Source organism: Celeribacter sp. HF31 (genome assembly GCF_011806455.1).
Lineage (GTDB): Bacteria > Pseudomonadota > Alphaproteobacteria > Rhodobacterales > Rhodobacteraceae > Celeribacter.
In genome coordinates this window covers 318,275-337,289 of record NZ_JAATOT010000005.1, presented here as the reverse complement: position 1 = coordinate 337,289, position 19,015 = coordinate 318,275, and the positions used below count along the sequence as shown (strand labels likewise).

General features: G+C 60.7%; 20 protein-coding genes and 1 pseudogene. 6 read left to right on the top strand and 15 right to left on the bottom strand.

All coding sequences use genetic code 11. The features are described from left to right. Positions 1-45 precede the first annotated feature (45 nt). On the top strand, positions 46-759 hold the full coding sequence (gene lexA / locus HCZ23_RS13295) for a transcriptional repressor LexA (RefSeq protein ID WP_167602200.1): 714 nt from the start codon (positions 46-48) through the stop codon (positions 757-759). A 57-nt stretch (positions 760-816) separates the two neighbouring features. On the opposite strand, the gene HCZ23_RS13290 is transcribed toward lexA, so the two are convergent. Further along, positions 817-2,979 (bottom strand): ComEC/Rec2 family competence protein, encoded by a 2,163-nt coding sequence (locus tag HCZ23_RS13290; protein ID WP_167602199.1) that lies wholly within the window; start codon positions 2,977-2,979, stop codon positions 817-819. Between the two features lie 81 nt (positions 2,980-3,060). Between HCZ23_RS13290 and gltX the strand changes: the two genes are divergently transcribed. Beyond that, positions 3,061-4,503 carry a glutamate--tRNA ligase gene (gene gltX / locus HCZ23_RS13285; protein WP_167602198.1) on the top strand — a complete coding sequence of 481 codons (1,443 nt, stop codon included), beginning with the start codon at positions 3,061-3,063 and terminating at the stop codon, positions 4,501-4,503. A 321-nt stretch (positions 4,504-4,824) separates the two neighbouring features. Next, positions 4,825-6,120 (top strand): citrate synthase, encoded by a 1,296-nt coding sequence (gene gltA, locus HCZ23_RS13280; RefSeq protein WP_167602197.1) that lies wholly within the window; start codon positions 4,825-4,827, stop codon positions 6,118-6,120. Positions 6,121-6,206: 86 nt separating this feature from the next. Here gltA and HCZ23_RS13275 read toward each other — a convergent pair whose 3' ends face one another. Continuing rightward, positions 6,207-6,650, bottom strand: a complete 444-nt coding sequence (locus HCZ23_RS13275; RefSeq protein ID WP_167602196.1) for a hypothetical protein — start codon at positions 6,648-6,650, stop codon at positions 6,207-6,209. 70 nt (positions 6,651-6,720) lie between these two features. Here HCZ23_RS13275 and HCZ23_RS13270 point away from each other — a divergent pair, with 70 nt between their 5' ends. Continuing rightward, the gene (locus HCZ23_RS13270; protein ID WP_167602195.1) at positions 6,721-7,161 is read left to right on the top strand and encodes a MarR family winged helix-turn-helix transcriptional regulator; all 441 of its coding nucleotides are present in this window, start codon (positions 6,721-6,723) and stop codon (positions 7,159-7,161) included. Here HCZ23_RS13270 and HCZ23_RS13265 read toward each other — a convergent pair. The 9 genes and pseudogenes from HCZ23_RS13265 to HCZ23_RS13225 all read right to left on the bottom strand — a co-directional run bounded on the left by HCZ23_RS13265 (position 7,158) and on the right by HCZ23_RS13225 (position 13,354). Beyond that, the gene (locus HCZ23_RS13265; protein WP_167602194.1) at positions 7,158-7,934 is read right to left on the bottom strand and encodes an enoyl-CoA hydratase-related protein; all 777 of its coding nucleotides are present in this window, start codon (positions 7,932-7,934) and stop codon (positions 7,158-7,160) included. The two genes, HCZ23_RS13270 and HCZ23_RS13265, sit on opposite strands and share 4 nt — an antisense overlap. Positions 7,935-8,041: 107 nt before the next feature. Beyond that, the gene (locus HCZ23_RS13260; protein WP_167602193.1) at positions 8,042-8,611 is read right to left on the bottom strand and encodes a DUF2087 domain-containing protein; all 570 of its coding nucleotides are present in this window, start codon (positions 8,609-8,611) and stop codon (positions 8,042-8,044) included. Between the two features lie 223 nt (positions 8,612-8,834). Next, entirely contained in the window at positions 8,835-9,284 is a 450-nt protein-coding gene (locus HCZ23_RS13255) for a cytochrome c-type biogenesis protein (protein WP_167602192.1), read from the bottom strand. Further along, positions 9,281-11,251 carry a heme lyase CcmF/NrfE family subunit gene (locus tag HCZ23_RS13250; protein WP_167602191.1) on the bottom strand — a complete coding sequence of 657 codons (1,971 nt, stop codon included), beginning with the start codon at positions 11,249-11,251 and terminating at the stop codon, positions 9,281-9,283. The genes HCZ23_RS13255 and HCZ23_RS13250 overlap by 4 nt, the downstream gene beginning before the upstream one ends. 164 nt (positions 11,252-11,415) lie before the next feature. Then, a complete protein-coding gene (locus tag HCZ23_RS13245) occupies positions 11,416-11,838 on the bottom strand; it encodes a hypothetical protein (protein WP_167602190.1) in 423 nt (140 codons plus the stop codon). Then, positions 11,835-11,981, bottom strand: coding sequence for a hypothetical protein (locus HCZ23_RS13240; protein ID WP_167602189.1), 147 nt, complete (start codon positions 11,979-11,981; stop codon positions 11,835-11,837). The genes HCZ23_RS13245 and HCZ23_RS13240 overlap by 4 nt, the downstream gene beginning before the upstream one ends. Next, the gene (locus HCZ23_RS13235) at positions 11,978-12,163 is read right to left on the bottom strand and encodes a hypothetical protein (protein ID WP_217703200.1); all 186 of its coding nucleotides are present in this window, start codon (positions 12,161-12,163) and stop codon (positions 11,978-11,980) included. The genes HCZ23_RS13240 and HCZ23_RS13235 overlap by 4 nt, the downstream gene beginning before the upstream one ends. Continuing rightward, positions 12,156-12,752, bottom strand: a pseudogene (locus HCZ23_RS13230) (holin family protein). The gene HCZ23_RS13235 and the pseudogene HCZ23_RS13230 overlap by 8 nt, the downstream one beginning before the upstream one ends. After that, positions 12,743-13,354 (bottom strand): holin-associated N-acetylmuramidase, encoded by a 612-nt coding sequence (locus HCZ23_RS13225; protein ID WP_167602187.1) that lies wholly within the window; start codon positions 13,352-13,354, stop codon positions 12,743-12,745. Before HCZ23_RS13225 ends, HCZ23_RS13230 begins: the two are co-directional and overlap by 10 nt. Positions 13,355-13,568: 214 nt before the next feature. Here HCZ23_RS13225 and HCZ23_RS13220 point away from each other — a divergent pair, with 214 nt between their 5' ends. Further along, positions 13,569-14,237 (top strand): hypothetical protein, encoded by a 669-nt coding sequence (locus tag HCZ23_RS13220; protein ID WP_167602186.1) that lies wholly within the window; start codon positions 13,569-13,571, stop codon positions 14,235-14,237. 10 nt (positions 14,238-14,247) lie between these two features. Here the strand turns inward: HCZ23_RS13220 and ccmE are convergent, their stop codons facing one another. From ccmE to HCZ23_RS13200, 4 genes are all read right to left on the bottom strand, one after another. Then, on the bottom strand, positions 14,248-14,691 hold the full coding sequence (ccmE, locus tag HCZ23_RS13215; RefSeq protein WP_175580908.1) for a cytochrome c maturation protein CcmE: 444 nt from the start codon (positions 14,689-14,691) through the stop codon (positions 14,248-14,250). A 52-nt stretch (positions 14,692-14,743) separates the two neighbouring features. Beyond that, a complete protein-coding gene (gene argC / locus HCZ23_RS13210; RefSeq protein WP_167602184.1) occupies positions 14,744-15,772 on the bottom strand; it encodes an N-acetyl-gamma-glutamyl-phosphate reductase in 1,029 nt (342 codons plus the stop codon). A gap of 113 nt (positions 15,773-15,885) precedes the next feature. Further along, entirely contained in the window at positions 15,886-16,698 is an 813-nt protein-coding gene (locus HCZ23_RS13205) for a glutamate racemase (protein WP_167602183.1), read from the bottom strand. A 1-nt stretch (position 16,699) separates the two neighbouring features. Next, complete coding sequence (locus tag HCZ23_RS13200) at positions 16,700-17,638, bottom strand: lysophospholipid acyltransferase family protein (RefSeq protein WP_167602258.1); 939 nt, start codon at positions 17,636-17,638, stop codon at positions 16,700-16,702. Positions 17,639-17,909: 271 nt separating this feature from the next. On the opposite strand from HCZ23_RS13200, the gene HCZ23_RS13195 reads away from it, so the two are divergent. Then, positions 17,910-18,818 (top strand): LysR family transcriptional regulator, encoded by a 909-nt coding sequence (locus tag HCZ23_RS13195; protein WP_167602182.1) that lies wholly within the window; start codon positions 17,910-17,912, stop codon positions 18,816-18,818. Positions 18,819-19,015 lie beyond the last annotated feature (197 nt).

Here is a 19,015-nt window from a genome sequence, read left to right as displayed (position 1 = left end):
AACACCCCTGCGACACAAAGCCGGGGCGACGAGAGGAACGAGCCGATGCTGACGAAAAAACAACTCCAGCTTTTGGAGTTCATCAACACACGGATGCAGCGTGACGGGGTGCCGCCGTCTTTCGATGAAATGAAAGAGGCGCTCGATCTGCGCTCCAAATCCGGCATTCACCGACTGATCACCGCGCTCGAAGAACGCGGGTTTATTCGCCGTCTGGCGCATCGCGCGCGCGCCATCGAGATCGTGAAACTTCCCGAAAGCCTCGGTGGTGCGCCCTCTGCGCCGACTTCCGGTGGGTTTAGCCCGCGAGTGATCGACGGCGACCGCCCGGACGCCCCGCCGCCCGCAGGCGCGCTGGACATCGAAACCGTCACCGCGATCAACCTGCCGATCATGGGCAAGATCGCCGCCGGTGTCCCGATCGAAGCCGTCTCCGATGGTGCCGTGAACGTTGCCGTTCCGGGGTCGATGCTCTCTGGGCGCGGCAACCACTATGCGCTTGAGGTCAAAGGCGAATCCATGATCGAGGCCGGGATCAACCACGGCGACATCGTGGTCATTCGCGAAACCAGCCAGGCCAAGGATGGCGACATCGTGGTCGCCATGGTCGAAGGCTATGAAACCACGTTGAAACGCTACAAACGCCAAGGCGACATGATCGCGCTCGAAGCCGCCAACCCGGCGTTTGAGACCCGTGTGCTGCCCTCCGATATGGTCGAGGTGCAGGGCAAGCTGGTCGGTCTGATCCGCAGCTACTGACACAACTCAATGAGTTCGCTCGGAAAGCGCCGCACATTCTCGTGCGGTGCTTTTCTTTTAGCGCGTGGCAAATGCGAAACGCGTCGCTTGCGCGTCAGTCTGACCGAACCGCAGCCCCATGGTTGCCGGTGCACGGTCGGCGCGGGCCACCCGTGCCGTCACGCCCCACTCGCCCCGCAAATCGGGCGTGTTCCAATAGCGCACACCGGAGGCGGCATAAGCGGTGCGCAACCGCACCTCTCCGCCGATCTCACTGAGCGCCAAAGCACCGCTTTGCCGCAGGAATCCGAGATCGACGAGGAGGCAGCCCTCGGGCATTTCTTCTTCCCAGAGTTTATTCACGATCACCAGATCCGCCGGGCCACAGGCGCTGAGAGCAACCTCTTGCCAACCACGCCCCGTGACCTGCGTCACACGCACCGATCCGACATCCAGAGGCGGCATTGCGCGGGCGGCGGCCATGGCCTGATCCGGGACATCTCCGTCGTTTTCCAACCAAACAGTGGCGGCAAAACCCGCGCCTTTGGGCTTTGAGAGGGCGCGCCCTTGGGCACTCATTCGACCGACCAGAGACCCATCGTCAGAGATCAAAAGCGCGGGTCGCTCATGCGTCGCCCAGAGCAGGAACCCCGCACAAACCGGAAGAATACCAAGATTTTGCCAACGCCCGCGCCACAAAATGACGAACAAAGCGCCCAAAGCAATGAGCGGCAATGTGGCTGGCGGCGGCGAGACGATGCGGCTCACGGCGCCCTCCCAAGAGGACACCGTTTCGGCGACAAAGAGAATCCAGCGAATGCCCAGCCCCATGACGGACAAGGCGATGCCCTGAAGTCCCAAGGGCGTGAGCAACACGGCCACGATGGCCGCAGGCATGACGAGCGCGCCCATGATCGGCACGGCGGAAACATTGGCGATCAGGCCGAAATCCGCGATCCGGTTGAAATGGGCGGCGGCGACCGGCGCCGTGGCGATGCCCGCGACGGCGGAGGACAGGATCACGGTTGTGACACCTCTGAGCCAATTCGGCCAACGCGCCATGAGATGCATCCGCCGCACGATGGTGAAGACGGCGACGAGGGCGGTGGTGGCCGCGAAGGACATCTGAAAGCCGGGTTCGGGGAGCACTTCGGGTTGCAAGACCAAAAGGATGAGGGCGGCGATGGCGACGGCGCGCAAGGAAATGGCCTGACGGTCCAAAAGCACCGCCACGAGCATGACGGAAACCATGACAAAGGCGCGCTCAGTCGCGACATTAAAGCCGGACAAAGCGAGGTAGAAGGCCCCCGCCGCCAGCGCGCCGCCCGCCGCGAGTTTCTTGAGGGGCCATTTGAGCGCGGCACCGGGGATCATCGCCAACATCAGCCGCAGCGCAAAGAACACGGCGCCGGTCAAAAGCCCCATGTGCAGGCCGGAGATCGCCAGAAGATGGGAGAGGTTCGCGCCCCTGAGATGCTCGGCGGTCTCTTGCGAAATGCCGGAGCGGTCACCGGTGAGAATGGCGGCGGCAAAGGCGCCGGTCTCGCCGGGAAGCTGAGATTGCAGCGCAGTTGAAAGCGTCTGGCGCAGACGATGCACCCACAAAAGCGGCGTAGGATCGACCTCTGCGGCGCGCAAGACAGGCGTCCGCGTGTAGCCGACCGCGCCCAGACGGTCGAACCAGGCCATGCGTTGAAAATCGAAGCCGCCGGGCTCCGTGGGACCGGGCGGCGGCGAGAGATGCGCCGTCATGGCGAGGCGGAGCCCCGGCTCTGGCGTCACGAAATCCTGCGGACCATGGAGCGAGACGCGGACGCGTGCGGGGGTGCGCGAAGGCGAGAAATCGCGCAGGGTGACCTGGTCGAGCGTGAGACGCAGGGCATCGGAGGCGGAGCGGTCGATCTTGATCACCCTTCCCTCGACGGGACCGTAATAGCGGAATGTCAGAACGGGTTCGGCAACCAGTTGCGTGCGCAGACCGGCGGCGAGAAAGCCCAACGTGACGGCCAATGCCGCGACCAACAAGGGCAGCACACGTGGCGGTGTCTTGATCGAAGCGAGCGCGGCCAAAAGGATCAGCCCCGCGAGCGTCCAGAGGAGCATGCGTGAGGGTTCCAAGGACTGGGCAAAGAACAGGCCGACGCCCGTGCCGAAACACACGGGCAGCCACAGGAACAACCGCCCGTGTTGGCCATCGACGATGTCGAGGGGGATCTGTGCCAGTCTCGTGAGGGCGCGCACCCTTGTTTCCCCTTCCGCCTTCGCTTATGCCCGGTGACGAAAATCATCTGCCAACATGGTTACTAAAGGGTTAATTTCCCCATGTCCGAAGCCGCTTCCCAAACGCCCGTCGTCACCCGCATCGCCCCCTCGCCCACCGGCGACATGCACATCGGCACCGCCCGCACGGCGCTGTTTTCCTGGCTCTACGCCCGCGGTCGCGGCGGCAAGTTCCTTTTGCGGATCGAAGACACCGACCGCGCGCGCTCGACGCCCGAGGCAACGCAGGGGATTCTCGACGGCATGGCTTGGCTTGGGCTCGATTACGATGGCGAGGCGGTGAGCCAGTTCGAACGCGCCGAGCGCCACGCCGAGGTGGCCCGCGAGATGTTGGCGAACGGCAAGGCCTACAAGTGTTTCTCGACCCAGGAAGAGATCGAAGCCTTCCGCGAAGAGGCCCGCGCCAAGAAGGAAAGCACGCTCTATCGCTCGCCCTGGCGCGATGCGGATCCGTCGACCTACCCGGACGCGCCCTATGTGATCCGCGTCAAGGCGCCGCGCGAGGGCGCCACCGTGGTGGCGGACGAGGTGCAAGGTGACGTAACGTTCCAGAACGATCAGCTCGATGACATGATCCTGTTACGCTCGGATGGCACACCGACCTACATGCTGGCTGTTGTTGTCGATGACCATGATATGGGCGTGACCCATGTGATCCGGGGCGATGACCACCTGGCCAATGCCGCACGTCAGATGACGATCTACGCGGCGATGGGCTGGCCGCTGCCGGTTTACGCGCATATTCCGCTGATTTTCGGCCCTGATGGCAAGAAAATGTCGAAACGTCACGGCGCGGTCGGCGTGAAGGAATATCAGGCCATGGGCTATCCGGCATCCGGCATGCGCAATTATCTGGCGCGTTTGGGTTGGTCCCATGGCGATGATGAGTTCTTCACCGACGCACAGGCGATGGAATGGTTCGATCTCGATGGAATCAACAAGGCGCCCGCGCGATTTGACACCAAGAAACTTGAGAATATCTGTGGTCAGCATATCGCAATTCTGGCGGACGATGAAATCTTGAGCGAAATTGATGGGTACCTTGCGGCCTCGGGGTCGGATGCGCTGCGTCCAGAGCAAAAATCGCGGCTTTCCGTGTCCCTGTCCTTCCTGAAGGGATCGGCCAAAACCTACCCGCAACTCATTGAAAAAGCACGGTTTGCATTGGTGTCCCGCCCGGTGGACATGGATGAGAAAGCGCAAAAACAGGTGACTTCAGTATCCAACGGTATACTGGAAGAATTGACGCCGCACCTGCAAAATGCTAGCTGGGAGCGCAACGCATTGGAGGAGGCGGTTGGCCGCGTGATGGAGACGCTGGAGCTTGGGTTCGGGAAAGTCGCCGGGCCTTTGAGATCCGCCCTCGCAGGTCGCGCTGTCACACCCAGTGTCCTCGATATGATGTTGGTTCTGGGCCGCGACGAAACCCTGGCGCGGATCGAAGATTTCCGGGCTTTGATTTCAGAGCAAGGGACACAAGAATAAAGGCGGAAGGCGCGCGCGCGACTTTGCCAAAACGATTGTACCGAGACCGGCCACGAACATTTGTTCGGGTCGGTGCGTCGAAAGCGGCGCGGGTTTAGACATTCTGACCGGAACGATTGCGTTTCGGGACGGGCCGATACGGGGTCAGGGGAATCGCGATTTGCGACCTATCCCCCGCGTGCCCCGCGGCCAGATCAGGACCCAGATGCGGGTCCAAAGCCCAAAGGATGTCCGGGATACGCCCGGGCGCCCGCCAGACCACAAGCGCCCCCTCACGAGATCTTCGTGATCTGGAGGCCGCTGACAACCGAAGGAACGACGATGGCAGACACTCAGAAAACCGCGACCCTTACGCTTGACGGGCAGACCTACGATCTTCCCGTTTATTCCCCGACTGCGGGCCCGGATGTTCTTGATATCCGTAAGCTTTATGGCCAGGCGAACGTGTTCACCTACGATCCGGGCTTCACCTCCACCGCGGCTTGTGAAAGCGCGATCACCTTTATCGACGGTGGCGAAGGCGTGCTTTTGCACCGCGGCTACACCATCGGTGATCTGGCCGAGAAATCGCATTTCCTCGAGGTTTGCTACCTGCTGCTCTACGGCGAACTGCCGACCGCCGCGCAAATGGAGAAGTTCGAGAACACCGTGACCCATCACACGATGGTGCACGAGCAGATGCTCAAATTCTTCACCGGTTTCCGTCGTGACGCCCACCCGATGGCGATCATGGTCGGTGTGGTTGGCGCCATGTCCGCCTTCTACCACGACTCCATCGACATTTCGGACGCGCATCAGCGCGAAGTGGCGACCATTCGCCTGATCGCGAAAATGCCGACGATTGCCGCGATGGCCTATAAATACACCATCGGCCAGCCGTTCGTGTACCCGCGCAACGATCTCGATTACGCGTCGAACTTTTTGAACATGTGTTTCTCCGTCCCGGCGGAAACCTATGAGGTGAACCCGATCCTGTCGCGCGCCATGGACCGTATCTTCACGCTCCACGCCGACCACGAGCAGAACGCCTCGACCTCGACCGTGCGTCTGGCGTCTTCTTCGGGCGCCAACCCGTTTGCTTGTATCGCCGCTGGGATCGCCTGTCTCTGGGGGCCGGCGCATGGTGGTGCGAACCAGGCCTGTCTCGAAATGCTGCGAGAAATCGGGTCCGTGGATCGCATCCCGGAATTCATCGCGCGCGCGAAAGACAAGAACGATCCGTTCCGCCTGATGGGCTTTGGCCACCGCGTGTACAAGAACTTCGACCCGCGTGCGACCGTGATGAAACAGTCCGCCGACGAGGTGCTTGAGCTTCTGGGCGTGGAAAACAACCCGACGCTGCAGGTCGCCAAAGAGCTTGAGAAACAAGCGCTGGCCGATCCGTATTTCGCGGAGAAGAAACTCTTCCCGAACGTCGACTTCTATTCCGGCATCATTCTGGAGGCCATGGGCTTCCCGACCGCGATGTTCACCCCGATCTTCGCGCTGTCGCGCACCGTCGGCTGGATTTCCCAGTGGAAAGAGCAGATCGAAGATCCAGGCATGAAAATCGGCCGTCCGCGTCAGCTCTACACCGGCGCGACCGAACGCCCCTATGTGAATGTCGAAGACCGCTAAGCCGTTCTCGATCTTTTAGAAAATGCGAAACCCGCCTCTTTGGAGGCGGGTTTTTTTTGAGTATTTTTGGCAACAAAGGAAACGCTTTAGGCCGGAGCAGCGCGACGGCGCGAGAGGCGCAGCCCGTCCCGCATATTGAGGCCCAGCAGCGTGATATTGGTGGCGCCGGCCAAAAGTTCGAGCGTCTGGATGGTCCAATAGAGGAGCCCGCCCTGCCCTTGCATCGCCAAAGGCAAGAGGATGAGCGCGGAGGGCACGAGGAAGACGATGCCGTTGAAGGCGATGATCTTCATGCGCTTTTGTTTGGCACCGATCAGAGGCCCGCGCATGTTTTGGCCGAGCCGGTTGCCGGATACCCCGGTCAGGATCAGCATCGGAATAAGCGCCAAGAGGCCCCAGGCGATGCCGAGTTTTGCCATGGCGATCAGGTATTTATCGCCGATGACGATGGTGGTGACCGTGGCGGTCCAGAAGGTGGCGATGATCAGAAGGGCGGCCGCTCCGAAGGCGGCGTGAAGTTTGGGCAGCATGGTGAGTCTCCATTTTAATAGCTTGCTATATATAATTGCATAGCAAGCTATATTGTGAAAAACAAGTCGCATGACAGAGACTAATTTCTCCCGCAAACACTCCGAAGGTTATCAGGTGAACCACATGGCACGCCTCTTTATCCGCGCCATTCAGGATCGGATCAAACCGCTGGGCCTCTCCACGGGGACCTTCCCGGTGATGCTGGCGCTTTGGGAAAAAGAGGGGCAGACGCAGCGCGAGCTGGTTCAGGAGCTGGGCGTCGAACAGGCGACCATGGCCAATACGCTGTCGCGAATGGAGCGCGACGGTTTGGTGGTCCGGCGCGCCCATGAGGCAGACGCGCGGGTGCAGACCGTCTGGCTGACGGAGCGTGCGCGGGGTCTCAGAGAGCCCGCGATCCGGGCGGCCTCGGAGGTCAACGATCTGGCGACCCGAGGCATGAGCGATCAGCAGCGCGCGGAGTTCACGACGCTGACAACACAGGTGATCGCGAATCTCTCAGAGGCTTAGCGGCCCTCGTAGTGAGGCTTGCGCTTTTCGAGAAAGGCCATGACGCCTTCTTTGAAATCGCGGGTCTGGCCGCAACGGTTTTGCAGCTTCGCCTCCAACGCCAGTTGATCTTTGAGCGTGTTGTCATAGGAGGCGTGCATGGCCTCTTTGAGATGGCGATAAGAGACCGTCGGACCTTTGGCCAGATAGCCTGCCCGCGCCCGCCAATGGGCCTCAAAGTCGGCATCCTCGACGGCCTCATAGATCATGCCCCACTGGGCGGCCTGCGTGGCACTGATCTCATCGGCGAAGAGCGAGGCGCCCATGGCGCGGGCCAGCCCGACGACACGCGGCAACATATAGGTGCCGCCCGCGTCGGGAATGAGACCGATGCGGGAAAAGGCCTGAAGAAAGACGGCGGAGTGCGTGGCGATCACCACGTCGCAAGACAGCGCCAGAGAGGCCCCCGCCCCCGCCGCTGTGCCATTGACGGCAGCGATGGTGGGCACCGGGCTGTCGTGGATCGCGTGGACCATGGGTTCGTATTCATCGCGCAGCGTGCGTTCTAGATCGGCGGTCGCGGCATCGACGCCGTCGCCCAGATCCTGACCCGAACAAAAGGCGCGGCCCTCGCCAGTCAGAACGATCACGCGGGCGGATTGCGAGGCATCGCGCACCGCATGGGTGATCTCGGCCCGCATCTGGGTGTTGAGCGCATTCATCACCTCCGGGCGATTGAGCGTCACCACGGCGACGTCATTCTCTTGCTCAAAGCGGATGGTCTCGTAATGCATGCGTCTCTCTCCCATGTCCCGCAGAAGTCGCGGCTGAGCACAAGATAAAGAGCCCCGCGCAGAAAGGAAGAGAGACGCCCCGTCACGGCGGGAATTTGTCTGTCGACTTAGAGCCCCAAAACGGCAGAGGCGCGGTCCGGCACCTCCGGGTTCGCGTCGCGACGACGTTTGACCGCGCGGATCACGGCCTTGGCGGTCTCGTCCGGCTCGGCCTCAAGACGGCGGTAGATGGAGCCGTCGAGATTGCGCCCCAACAACCCGTCCTCGATCAGAGAGCGCCGGATTTGTGCCGGGTCTCGGAATGCCGTCATAGTGTCGAAGAGCGCCGAGATTTCACGCTCGGTGAACTCCCGGCGTGACGGCACCTGCGCCCAAAGCGCCCAGAGGCAATGCTGGCGCACCTTGCGCTTGGTCGACCATGAGGTCATGAGACCCGCCTCATCGAAACGCGCCAAGGCCCGCGTGACGGCGCGGCCTTCGGCGGGTGTCACGGGACCCGCGCCGGTCTGGGTGGCTTTGAGGTGCTGAAAATTGCGATAGCCGCCTGCGCGCGCGATGGCGTTCAAGAGGCTTTGGTGCCCGGGGGCCTCAGGGCTATCCTCGCCAAATTCGGATTTCAATGCGCGCGCAAAGGCGGACACATCGGGAAGGGTGAGGGAAATACACTCACGAGTCATCGGTTTTCTCCGTTGATCGCGTCTTAGAACTTGCGGGGAGCTGCCCTTGCCACGCGGGTGACGCGCGGGATTACCGGATGGTGAGAGATCGAAGCAGGTTCAGCATAGCCCGAAGGCTGGCAGCGACTCGGTGAACTGTGGACCGTTGCGCCAGATATAGAAAACCCGCCGAGGTCTGTCCAGCGGCGGGGTTTCGTGAGTATTTTTGGCAGCAAAGGAAACGCTAGTCGTTTATCAGACGCGCGAGGCGGGCCTCTTCGTCTTCGGTCAGATCGGCGACCTCGGGTTCCTTGCCACGGCGTCGGATGAAGGTGAGGCCGATGATCAGTGCGAGGATCAACATGACCGGCCCGGCAATCCACAAGAGCTTGTTGGCGCCGGTAAGGGTCGGCTTCAGCAGGACGAATTCGCCGTAGCGGTCGACCACATAGTCCACCACCTCGTCGTTCGTGTCCCCCGCCACAAGGCGTTCGCGCACCAGAAGACGCAGGTCTTTGGCCAATTCGGCGTTGGATTCGTCGATGTTCTCGTTGCGGCAGACGAGGCAGCGCAGGCCTTGGGAAATGTCACGTGCGCGGGATTCCATCACCGGGTCCGGAAGGACTTCGTCGGGTTGCACCGCCAAGACGGGCGTTGCGGTCAGAAGGGCGAGGACAAGGAGCAGGTATTTCATTCTGCGGGCACTCCCTTGGGCGCGGTTTCGGCTTTACGCGCACCGGCGGCCACACGGTAGCGACGGTCGGTGAGTGACAGGAAGCCGCCGATGGCCATGATGATCGTGCCGCCCCAGATCCAGTTTGCCAGAGGCTTGATATAGGTGCGCACCGCCCAGCCGCCGTTCGATTGCACATCGCCGATCACGAGGTAGACGTCGCGCAGGAAACCATTGTCGATCCCGGCCTCGGTGGTCGGCATTTGTGCCACCGGGTAGGAGCGTTTTTCGGGGTGGAGCGTGGCGACCTTCTTGTCGCCCTCGAACACGCCCATGGTCGCCATTGTGGTGATATAGTTCGGGCCTTGGGCGCGTTCGACATTCTCGAGCGCGATGGTATAGCCCGCCACCTCGAAGGTCTCGCCGACCTGCACGACACGGATGTCTTCGACGGTCCAGGCGGTGAGGCCCGCGATGCCCGCCATGGTGATCCCGAGGCCGCCATGGGCCAGAAGACGCCCCCAATCGGCGCGCGGCAGACGGGTGAGACGGCCGAAGTTCATGGTCTTGCCGGTGCGTAGCAGGATGTCCTGTACGGCGCCCGCCACAAGCCATGTGCCAAGAGCGAGGCCGATGGGACCCAAGAGCGATTTGCCGGTTTGCATCGCCCAAACGAGACCCATGACCGCAACGGCGAGGAGGATCGAGGGGATGAGTTTCTTGACGGTCGCGCCCAGTTTCGCGCGCTTCCACGGCAGGATCGCGCCGATTGGCAAGAGCACGGCCAGCACCACGAAGAACGGCGTGAAGGCGGCGTTGAAGAACGGCGGGCCGACGGAGAGTTTCCGCTCCCAAAAGGCTTCGGCCACGAGCGGCCAGATGGTGCCAATGAAGACCACGAGAGACGACACCGCCAAAAGGATGTTGTTGATCACCAAGGCGCTTTCGCGGGAGACGAGGGAAAAGACGCCCTTGGCCTGCATCACGCTGGCGCGGAAGGAGAAGAGCGTCAAAGCGCCGCCCATGAAGATGGCGAGGATCAAGAGGATGAAGACGCCGCGTTCCGGGTCGTTGGCGAAGGCATGGACGGAGGTGATCACGCCTGAGCGCACGAGGAAGGTGCCAATGAGCGAGAAGCCGAAGGCCATGATCGCCAAGAGGATGGTCCAGCTTTTGAGCGTCTCGCGTTTCTCGACCACGATGGCGGAGTGCAAAAGGGCGGCGGCGAAGAGCCAGGGCATGAAGGAGGCGTTTTCCACCGGGTCCCAGAACCAGAAGCCGCCCCAACCCAGCTCATAATAAGCCCACCAGGAGCCAAGGCCGATGCCGATGGTCAGGAACACCCAGGCCGCCAGGGTCCAGGGCCGCACCCAGCGTCCCCAGGCGGCATCGACACGGCCCTCAAGCAGGGCGGCGACCGCGAAGGAGAAGGTCATCGAGAGGCCGACGTAGCCGAGATAGAGAAACGGCGGGTGGAAGGCGAGGCCGGGGTCTTGCAGCAGCGGGTTGAGGTCCTGACCATTCATCGGCGGCCATTCAAGACGCAAAAACGGGTTCGACGTGAAGAGGATAAAGGCCAGAAAGGCCACCCCGATGGAGCCCTGAATGCCGATCACCCGGGCGCGGAGCGTGGACGGGATGTTGTGGCCGAAAAGCGCCGCAGCGCCACCGAAAAGTGCCAGGATCAACACCCAGAGGAGCATCGAGCCCTCATGGTTGCCCCAGACCCCGGAGACCTTGTAGAGCATCGGTTTGAGGGTGTGAGAGTTCTCGACCACAACCTTCAGAGAAAAATCCGAGGTCACGAAGGCATAGGTCAGCGCGCCAAAGGAAAAGGCGATCAGCACGAGCTGGATCATCGCCGCCGGTTCCCCCACGGCCATCAGCGCGCGGTTTCGGGTCTGCGCGCCCCAAAGCGGCAAAACGGTTTGGGCAATGGCCACGATAAAGGCCATGACCAGAGCGAAATGTCCGAGTTCTACAAGCATAGGCGCCTCCCCTGTTGATCTCCGTTCTACCCGGTTGGAGAGGCTGCGCCAATGGGCTGCGCGCGGATGTCGCAAGGAAATGAACGAAGGTCGTAGGACATATACATAAAGGAAAGGGGCCAGTGCGGCCCCCTTCCCCGTCTCTTCCCACCAACCCGCGTGCCTTACAGCAGCAACAGGACCCCAAAAGAGACAAGCAACGCGCCCAGAACCGGCCAAAGGAAACTCAGGCCCGAGAGACCGAAACTGCCCTGTATCACCGAAAAGTGAAGCACCGCCCCGGCGATCAACAGCGACAGGAACAGGAAAAGCATCGCGGCCTCCATGCCCCACACCGGACTCTGTGCGATCTGCATGGCCCACCACCAGCCAATCGTCAGACCCGAACCCGCCCAGGACAAAGACATGCCAAGCGCCAAAGGCGTCGCCCGGACCTGCCACAGCCAGAGGAATGTGGCCGAGATCATCAAGGCCATCAGCGCAATCGCCCCATAGGCCAGCAACAACGCCTGTTCCAACCCGAGGGCCGCCACCGCCATCCCGGCCGCCGCCAAAACGACGCCATAAAGTGTCATCACCTGTTTCATTGTTCCAACATCTCCTTGACGACAGCGTCCAAAGCGGCCGCCGCCTCCCGGTTCCGTTTCAAAGCCTTGCTCAGCGCCTCGCCGAGCCAAAGCTCCCGCAATTTCTGCCAAATCCACCGCATGAGACGCGCCATATCCGTCATCCCCATGTCCCTCGCGGCAGCCGCTCTCGGATCATCGTGGTCATCTCCACAAGGATCTGCGTGTTCTTGTCGAGTACCGCGCGGGTCGCCAGATCCTTTTGCACATCGCGGTAGAGCAGGAAGAACACCATCAAGACCCAAGGCCCATGCTCGGAGAGGGCGCGCACCAAAACATCACTCATCACGGCCCTCCCTCCATGCCAAAAGCGCAGGATTAGGCGCCTCTGCGCCCGGCACCTCGACCGGCTCCACCGGCGCGGCATCCCAGGTTGTTGCCCCCGGCACGCCCGCGCCATTGGCTCCGGCCTCCAGCGCCTTGAGTGCGGCGATATTGGCCGTCACCTTCGGCGCCTGCGCCACGGTTGCCGCGACAGAGCGTTGAAATTCCTGAGATTTCACCTGATACCGCGCGCCGAATTAGAATGACACGATCGTGCCCAACAGCCACCACAGAGGCTCCGGGACAAGCGCGATGCCCTGCATCCGCGACGCGAACCAGATCGGATCGACCATGGCCGAGACGCACAATCCGATGGTGCCAAAAGCCATCAGCGGGCGCGGCACGCGATTGAGCGCATCCATGAAACGGTCGAAATAGCCCTTGCGCTCCATCGCGAATTCGGAGGCGAATTGTTGCAAGGCCGCCGCGCGTGTCTTGGCCTCCCGGTCGGCGGAATTCTCGGAGTTCTCGAAAAACACCTCCGCCGTGTCGCGGATGACATTGCGCCCGTCGCCAAAGAGCAGCTCGAACACCTTGCCGATCAACCCCATCTCGCCACCCGGGCGGCATGCTCGGCCTCCGTCAGGTGATAGCGCGGGGAAATGAACTCTTCGGCGCGGGTGATCCAGCCGCCCTTGCCGCCATCCCGCCGCCGGGCATATTTGCGCGAACTCGGACGACGATCCGCCAGCGCGTAGTAGTAGTTACGCCGCGCAATGCCGTACGCGTCCGCCAGATAGGCCGGGGCTAGTGATTGCGCAATGAACGATGCCTCGATCGTCTGCGGCCCAATGCTGCCGTCAATGGCGATGCGTTGCCCCATCTCGTTCAAAAGCCGCTGCAAAATCCGCACCGCATTGGCGCCCGCGTTGACATACATATCGAACACGGTAGCCTGCAGCACCGGCGGCAATTCGTCGATCCGGGGTCTGTGAAAGTAATGTTCGACAAAGATGTCGCGCGCCTTGGCCCGGGTCAGCCGTTTGACATCGGCCTTATTCACCCGGCCATTGCCGTCCAGATCAATCCCCAGACGCTGCATCGTCCCAAGCGTGACCCCGTAGTTCGTGGCCCCGCCCGGATCGTCCGGGTCGTTGACGTAGCCACCCTCGCGGGCGACGATCTCCATCGCGATTTGCTGTACTGTTTTCATCTGCCTCAATCCCACCAAATTGATGAGTTGAGGCTGCCGCAAAAAGGTTAACGCGCGTGGAAATCACCGCGCGCGTCCCGATTTACGATTTATTTATAATGGCTTGCTGTGCCCAGAGCTTTATACAGTCACATCTTCACAAAACACCGTTCTGTCCGTAGCTTCGGAGAAGACTTCAAAAGATTTTCTACATTCAGAGTGACAGATACAACCGATGGAATTCAAGATAGACCCTGCCTTTCTCCAATGGCCTTTCATTGAGAAACTCGCGAACAATGATCTCTCGCGTATAATCGGCATCATTCCACTGGTCGGATACATCATCCTTTTTAGCGATGAAATTTCTGGCTTGATTTCGTTCAATGCGATCGCAGGCGTTGAAGCCAACCACGCCTCACCATTCTGGTTGAGCGGGCTTGTGAAAATGCGGCTGGTCTTTTTCGGAAGCTTTGCGTTGCTTATATCGAATATGCTTTTTCGCCTGATGAGCCCGAAAGTTCTCGAGATTTCAAAAAATGACATAGCCTTTTCAAGTCAAGTGCTTGAAACTTACACCGTCGCCGAGCTCAAAGAAATCGAAAACGCCGTTTATTCTGATCGCTGGCAAGAAAGGTTGGAAATCTTCTGGGTGATCATAGGTATGACTAGGCAAAAGAAGCCTCAGGTATCTGGCTACAGGCCGGATGTACGCCGAGACATGATAAACAAGCACAGCGACTACATTCGCCTCCTCGCGCGCGAATGGTGGGTCGGTGAAATGCACTCGCACAAAGTCGCGCGTATTGCGTCTCTTTTCTTCGCGATTACGGGCTACCTAATGCTCACGATACCGACACTCGATATTTGCCAAGCAGTTCTTAGGGATATTGTCGCCAATATCTAACCGCGGGCCCTTAGCTCTCCGGCTCTTTATAGACCCCGGTTTCTTTCAACGAGTCCATCACCTCTTTCGGCATATAGGTCTCATCGTGTTTCGCCAGAATCTCGGTCGCCACAAAGGTGCCGCCGACCATGGAGCCGGTGCCGATCATGCCTTGGTTTTCGCCGAACAGATCCGGTAGAACGCCTTCGAAAGTCACCGGGATGGTCTCTGCCCCGTCGGTCACGGAGAAGGTCACATGGGTGCCTTCGCCGCGCACCAGAGTGCCGTCTTCGACCAGCCCGCCAAGACGAAAAATCTCGCCCGTGCGAGGTGGGTCGGCCACGACTTTCGACGGGTCACGGTAGAGGTTGATACCATCGCGGAACGCGTATCCGATGAGGGACACGGAGACCAACAGCGCCACGGCGGCGATGGCGAACACCTGTACGCGGCGTTTCTTTTTAAGGTTTTTCAAACCGGCCATGGGGTCTCCTCCTCAGGTCCCTGAATTGCGGATAAAGGATACGTTATGGATACATGGGCACGTTCATGAGACCCGTGGTCTCATCAAGGCCCAGCATCAGGTTGGCATTTTGGATGGCCTGACCGGACGAGCCTTTGGTCAGGTTATCAAGCGCGGCGATCACGATGGTGCGGCCCGGAATGCGGTCCTCCACCACCCCGATGTGACAGAAATTCGAGCCGCGCACCTGTTTCATCGCGGGCACTTGGCCATAAGGCAGAACCTGAATGAAGGGCTCGGTCATATAGGCGTCGGCCAGCGCGTAATGCACGGCTGTGGCTTCGCCCTGCACGTAAGCCGTGGCGAGGATGCCGCGGGTGGCGGGCACGAGGTGCGGCGTGAACTGGATGCGGACATCCCGCCCGGCCACTTTGGAGAATTCCTGATCGAATTCCCCCAGATGCCGGTGCTTGCCGCCGACGGAATAGCCGAAAGCGTTGTCTTCCAGCTCGCCGTACAAAAGATGTTCTTTCAAAGACCGCCCGGCGCCGGAAACAGCCACCTTGAGATCCAGAATGATCTGGTCGAGATCAATCACCCCGGCAGCAATCAAAGGCCGCAAGACGAATTGCCCCGTCGCGGCGTTACAGCCCGTGCCGGCCACCAGACGCGCGGCTTTGATGTCTTCGCGGTAAAACTCGGTCAGGCCATAGACGGCCTCTTTCTGAATCTCGACCGCCGAATGCGGCTTGCCGTACCATTTTTCGTATTCCGCCGGATCGCGCAGCCGGAAATCGGCGGAGAGGTCCACCACTTTGGTCGTCGGCGGCAGCTCCTTGATCACCGCTTGCGAGGTCGCATGCGGCAGCGCGCAGAAGGCCAGATCGACCTCCGCGAAATCAATATCCTCAATCTTGCAGAGCGCGGGCAAGTCCATGTGGCGCAGGTGCGGATAGACCTCGCTCATCTCCATGCCTGCCTTGCGGTCACCAGAAAGTGCCGCGATCTCCATCATCGGATGGGTCGCGATCAGGCGGACAAGTTCGGCGCCCGTATAGCCGGAGGCACCCAGAATGGCGATTTTATAGGTCATGTCGGTCGTCTTTCATATCGGCCCCGCTGCGTGCGCCGCATCGAAGGCCCTCAATTTAGAAGAATTCTGATTTTATCGCAATTGCGACGGGTCACCGCAGGGCAAAAGGCCCATCACGCTTTGATGAACTCGACTTTTCGTCGCAGGAATTGCGTCGCTCCTCGGGACACTTTCGCCGGATCGCCCGTGGTCAGGAACATCGACTCATTGCCCGACCCGATCATCTGCGGGTGGCGTTTCAGGTAGTCATCCAGCGACGAGGCCACCAGATTGGCCTGACTGAACACTTTCACATCCGACCCAAGCGCGTCCTGAAAAGCCTCCTCCATCATCGGATAATGGGTACAGCCCAGAATGGCCGCATCCGGCGTCGGCATCTTGCGCTTGAGCGCATCGACATGGGAACGCACCAGCGCATCGGCGAGGATCATGTCGCCGTCTTCGATCGCGTCAACCACGCCGCCACAGGCCTGCGCCTCGACATCCACGCCGATGGCGCGAAACGCCAACTCGCGCTGGAACGCCCGCGAGGCCACGGTGGCGGGCGTTGCGAACAATGCCACATGTTTGACCTCGACCTCACGCGGCGGGGAATTGTCGCCCCATTGCCGTTCTGTGAGCGCCTCGATCAACGGCACGAAGACGCCCAGAACGCGTTTCTCGCGCGGAATCCAGCTTTCCTGCATTCGCCGCAAAGCCGCCGCAGAGGCCGTGTTGCACGCCAGGATCACAAGATCGCAGCCCGCCTCCCAAAGCCGCTCCACAGCCGCCGTCGTCAGATTGTAAATATCATCCGCTGTGCGCACCCCATAAGGCGCATGCGCACTGTCGCCGAAATATACGAGCGGCACATCAGGCAGACGTTTCGACACCGCGTCATAGACTGTCAACCCGCCCAAACCACTGTCAAAAATACCGACTGCCATCTCAATACCGATCCTTCAGGCCCTGTCGGACCTTTGCGCCATGTTTCGCTTCGAATTCAAAGCCCAGCCCGGCCTGAACCAAAGGCTTTGACGATAGTGAATAGGTCTCGGCGCGTAGAAAATCCATCAACTTTTTCGCATCCCCGCGGAATTCGGCCAGACGCTCCGGCCCGATGGGCGCGCCAATCGCCACCCGCACCGGCGCGCCTAAGCTGCGGCGGAACTCCCGGATCAACAACCCCATCCGCAAGGTGGCATGCAGGTGGCTCGCCAATTGAAACAGACGCGAATTGGCCCCGTCGAAATAGATCGGCACCACCGTGGCCCCGGATTTCGCCACCATTTTCGCGGTAAACGCCCGCCAGCCGGGATCCAGGGGCTGCCCCAAAGGCTTGGCGGAGGTCGACACCGTGCCACCTGGAAAAATTCCGATGCAACCGCCGTCGGCGAGATAGCGCAGCGCCTCCTTGCGGGTCTCCAGATTGAGCGCCACCGCCTCCTTCGTCTCCTCGAAAGAAATCGGCAGGATCACGCGGTCGATGTCCTCGGCCTTCTTGAACACCCGATGCGCCAGAATGCGAAAATCGCCGCGCGCCAGCGACAGGATATGCCCCAGCATCAAGCCATCGAGAATGCCGTAGGGATGATTGGCCACCACGATCAGCGGGCCTTGCGCCGGGATATTGGCCAAACTGCCCCGGATCACCTCAAGGCTCAGCCCATAGCGCTCCGCCATCACCGCCCAGAAATCACGCCCCGCCGCGACCTCCGCATCATAGCCCTTGGCACGGCGGATCACGCCCAACCGCCCGGTGGCGTTCTCCATCAAGCGGATCAAAACGCGGCCTGACCGTGTCGCCGCCGAACTGGCATAGGAGATGTCCCGCGCCGCCTGTCCGGCGTCGAAACCGGCGCGCTTGCCCCCCGTGCGCTCTGGCATCAGGCCGACCTCCTGATCTTTGACATCCATGCCCTTGATCCTCCCTGATCGTCACGAAAACGATATGAAAAATCCGCATCAAGGCCAAGCCGGAGCCGCAGAGATCACATCGCCTGAAAAATTTGCAAATGCTCAACTTTCCTACGGTAATTTGTGTTAGCGCAAAGCATTTCGCTTGCGGTCTGGGCAAAAAAAACGAAAGAAGCGGCCAAGACGCGCCGTCAGCCCCTATATTGTGTAAAATGACGGTAGATCGAAGCAGGTGATGGGTATGGACTGGGACAAACTGAGAATTTTCCACGCGGTTGCGGACGCAGGATCGCTCACGCATGCCGGGGATACGCTGCATTTGAGCCAGTCCGCCGTGTCGCGCCAGATCCGCGCGCTCGAAGAATCGCTCTCCACCACGCTGTTCCACCGCCATGCCCGCGGGTTGATTCTCACCGAACAGGGCGAGTTGCTCTTTGAGGCCACCCGCGCCATGGCGAAACGCCTTGACGCGGCCGCCGCGCGCATTCGTGACAGCGAAGAAGAGGTTTACGGCGAGCTGCGTGTCACCTCGGCGACCGGCTTTGGCACGCTCTGGCTCGCGCCCCGCCTGTCGAAACTTTATGACAAATACCCCGATCTCAAGATTGATCTCATGCTCGAGGAGCGCGTGCTCGACCTGCCGATGCGTGAGGCCGACGTCGCCATTCGGATGAAAGAGCCATCGCAGGCCGATCTCATCCGCAAGCGCCTCATGAACATTCGCATGCGGCTCTTTGCGACCGATAACTATCTCGAAAAATACGGCACGCCCGCCACCGTCGACGATCTCTCGACGCATCGTCTGATCTGTCAGAACCCGAATGCGCATCAGGTCGCCGCCGGCGCGCGTCTGGTCGAAGAGTTGAACGAACATGACATTCGCTCGAAACTCTTCGTGAACAACTATTTCGGCGTGTTGCAAGCCGTGCTGAACCACCTCGGCATCGGCGTGCTGCCGGATTATCTCGTCGAAAGTGCGCCGCATCTGGTGCGGGTGCTGCCCGATCTGGAGAGCGGCGAAGTGCCGGTGTTCCTCGCCTATCCCGAGGAATTGCGGCACTCCAAGCGGATCGAAGTGTTCCGGGATTTCATCACCGAAGAGATCAACGCCCACCGTCGCAACATGCGCGACGAGGACGAAACCGCCTGACCCTCTGAGCCGCCCCCTCCTCTTCCGTCCCCTTTGAGCTCAAGGCGCTTCTGCGTCTTGAGTGCTATGCGATTTCTGCATGACAGCATTGCACTGCAATCGCAGAAATTTCCTTGAACGATTCACAAACTGCCCCTAAATGCAGCAATGAGGCCGCCAAATGAGGAAACTCGCGGCGGTTTTACCTCCCTGTTGGA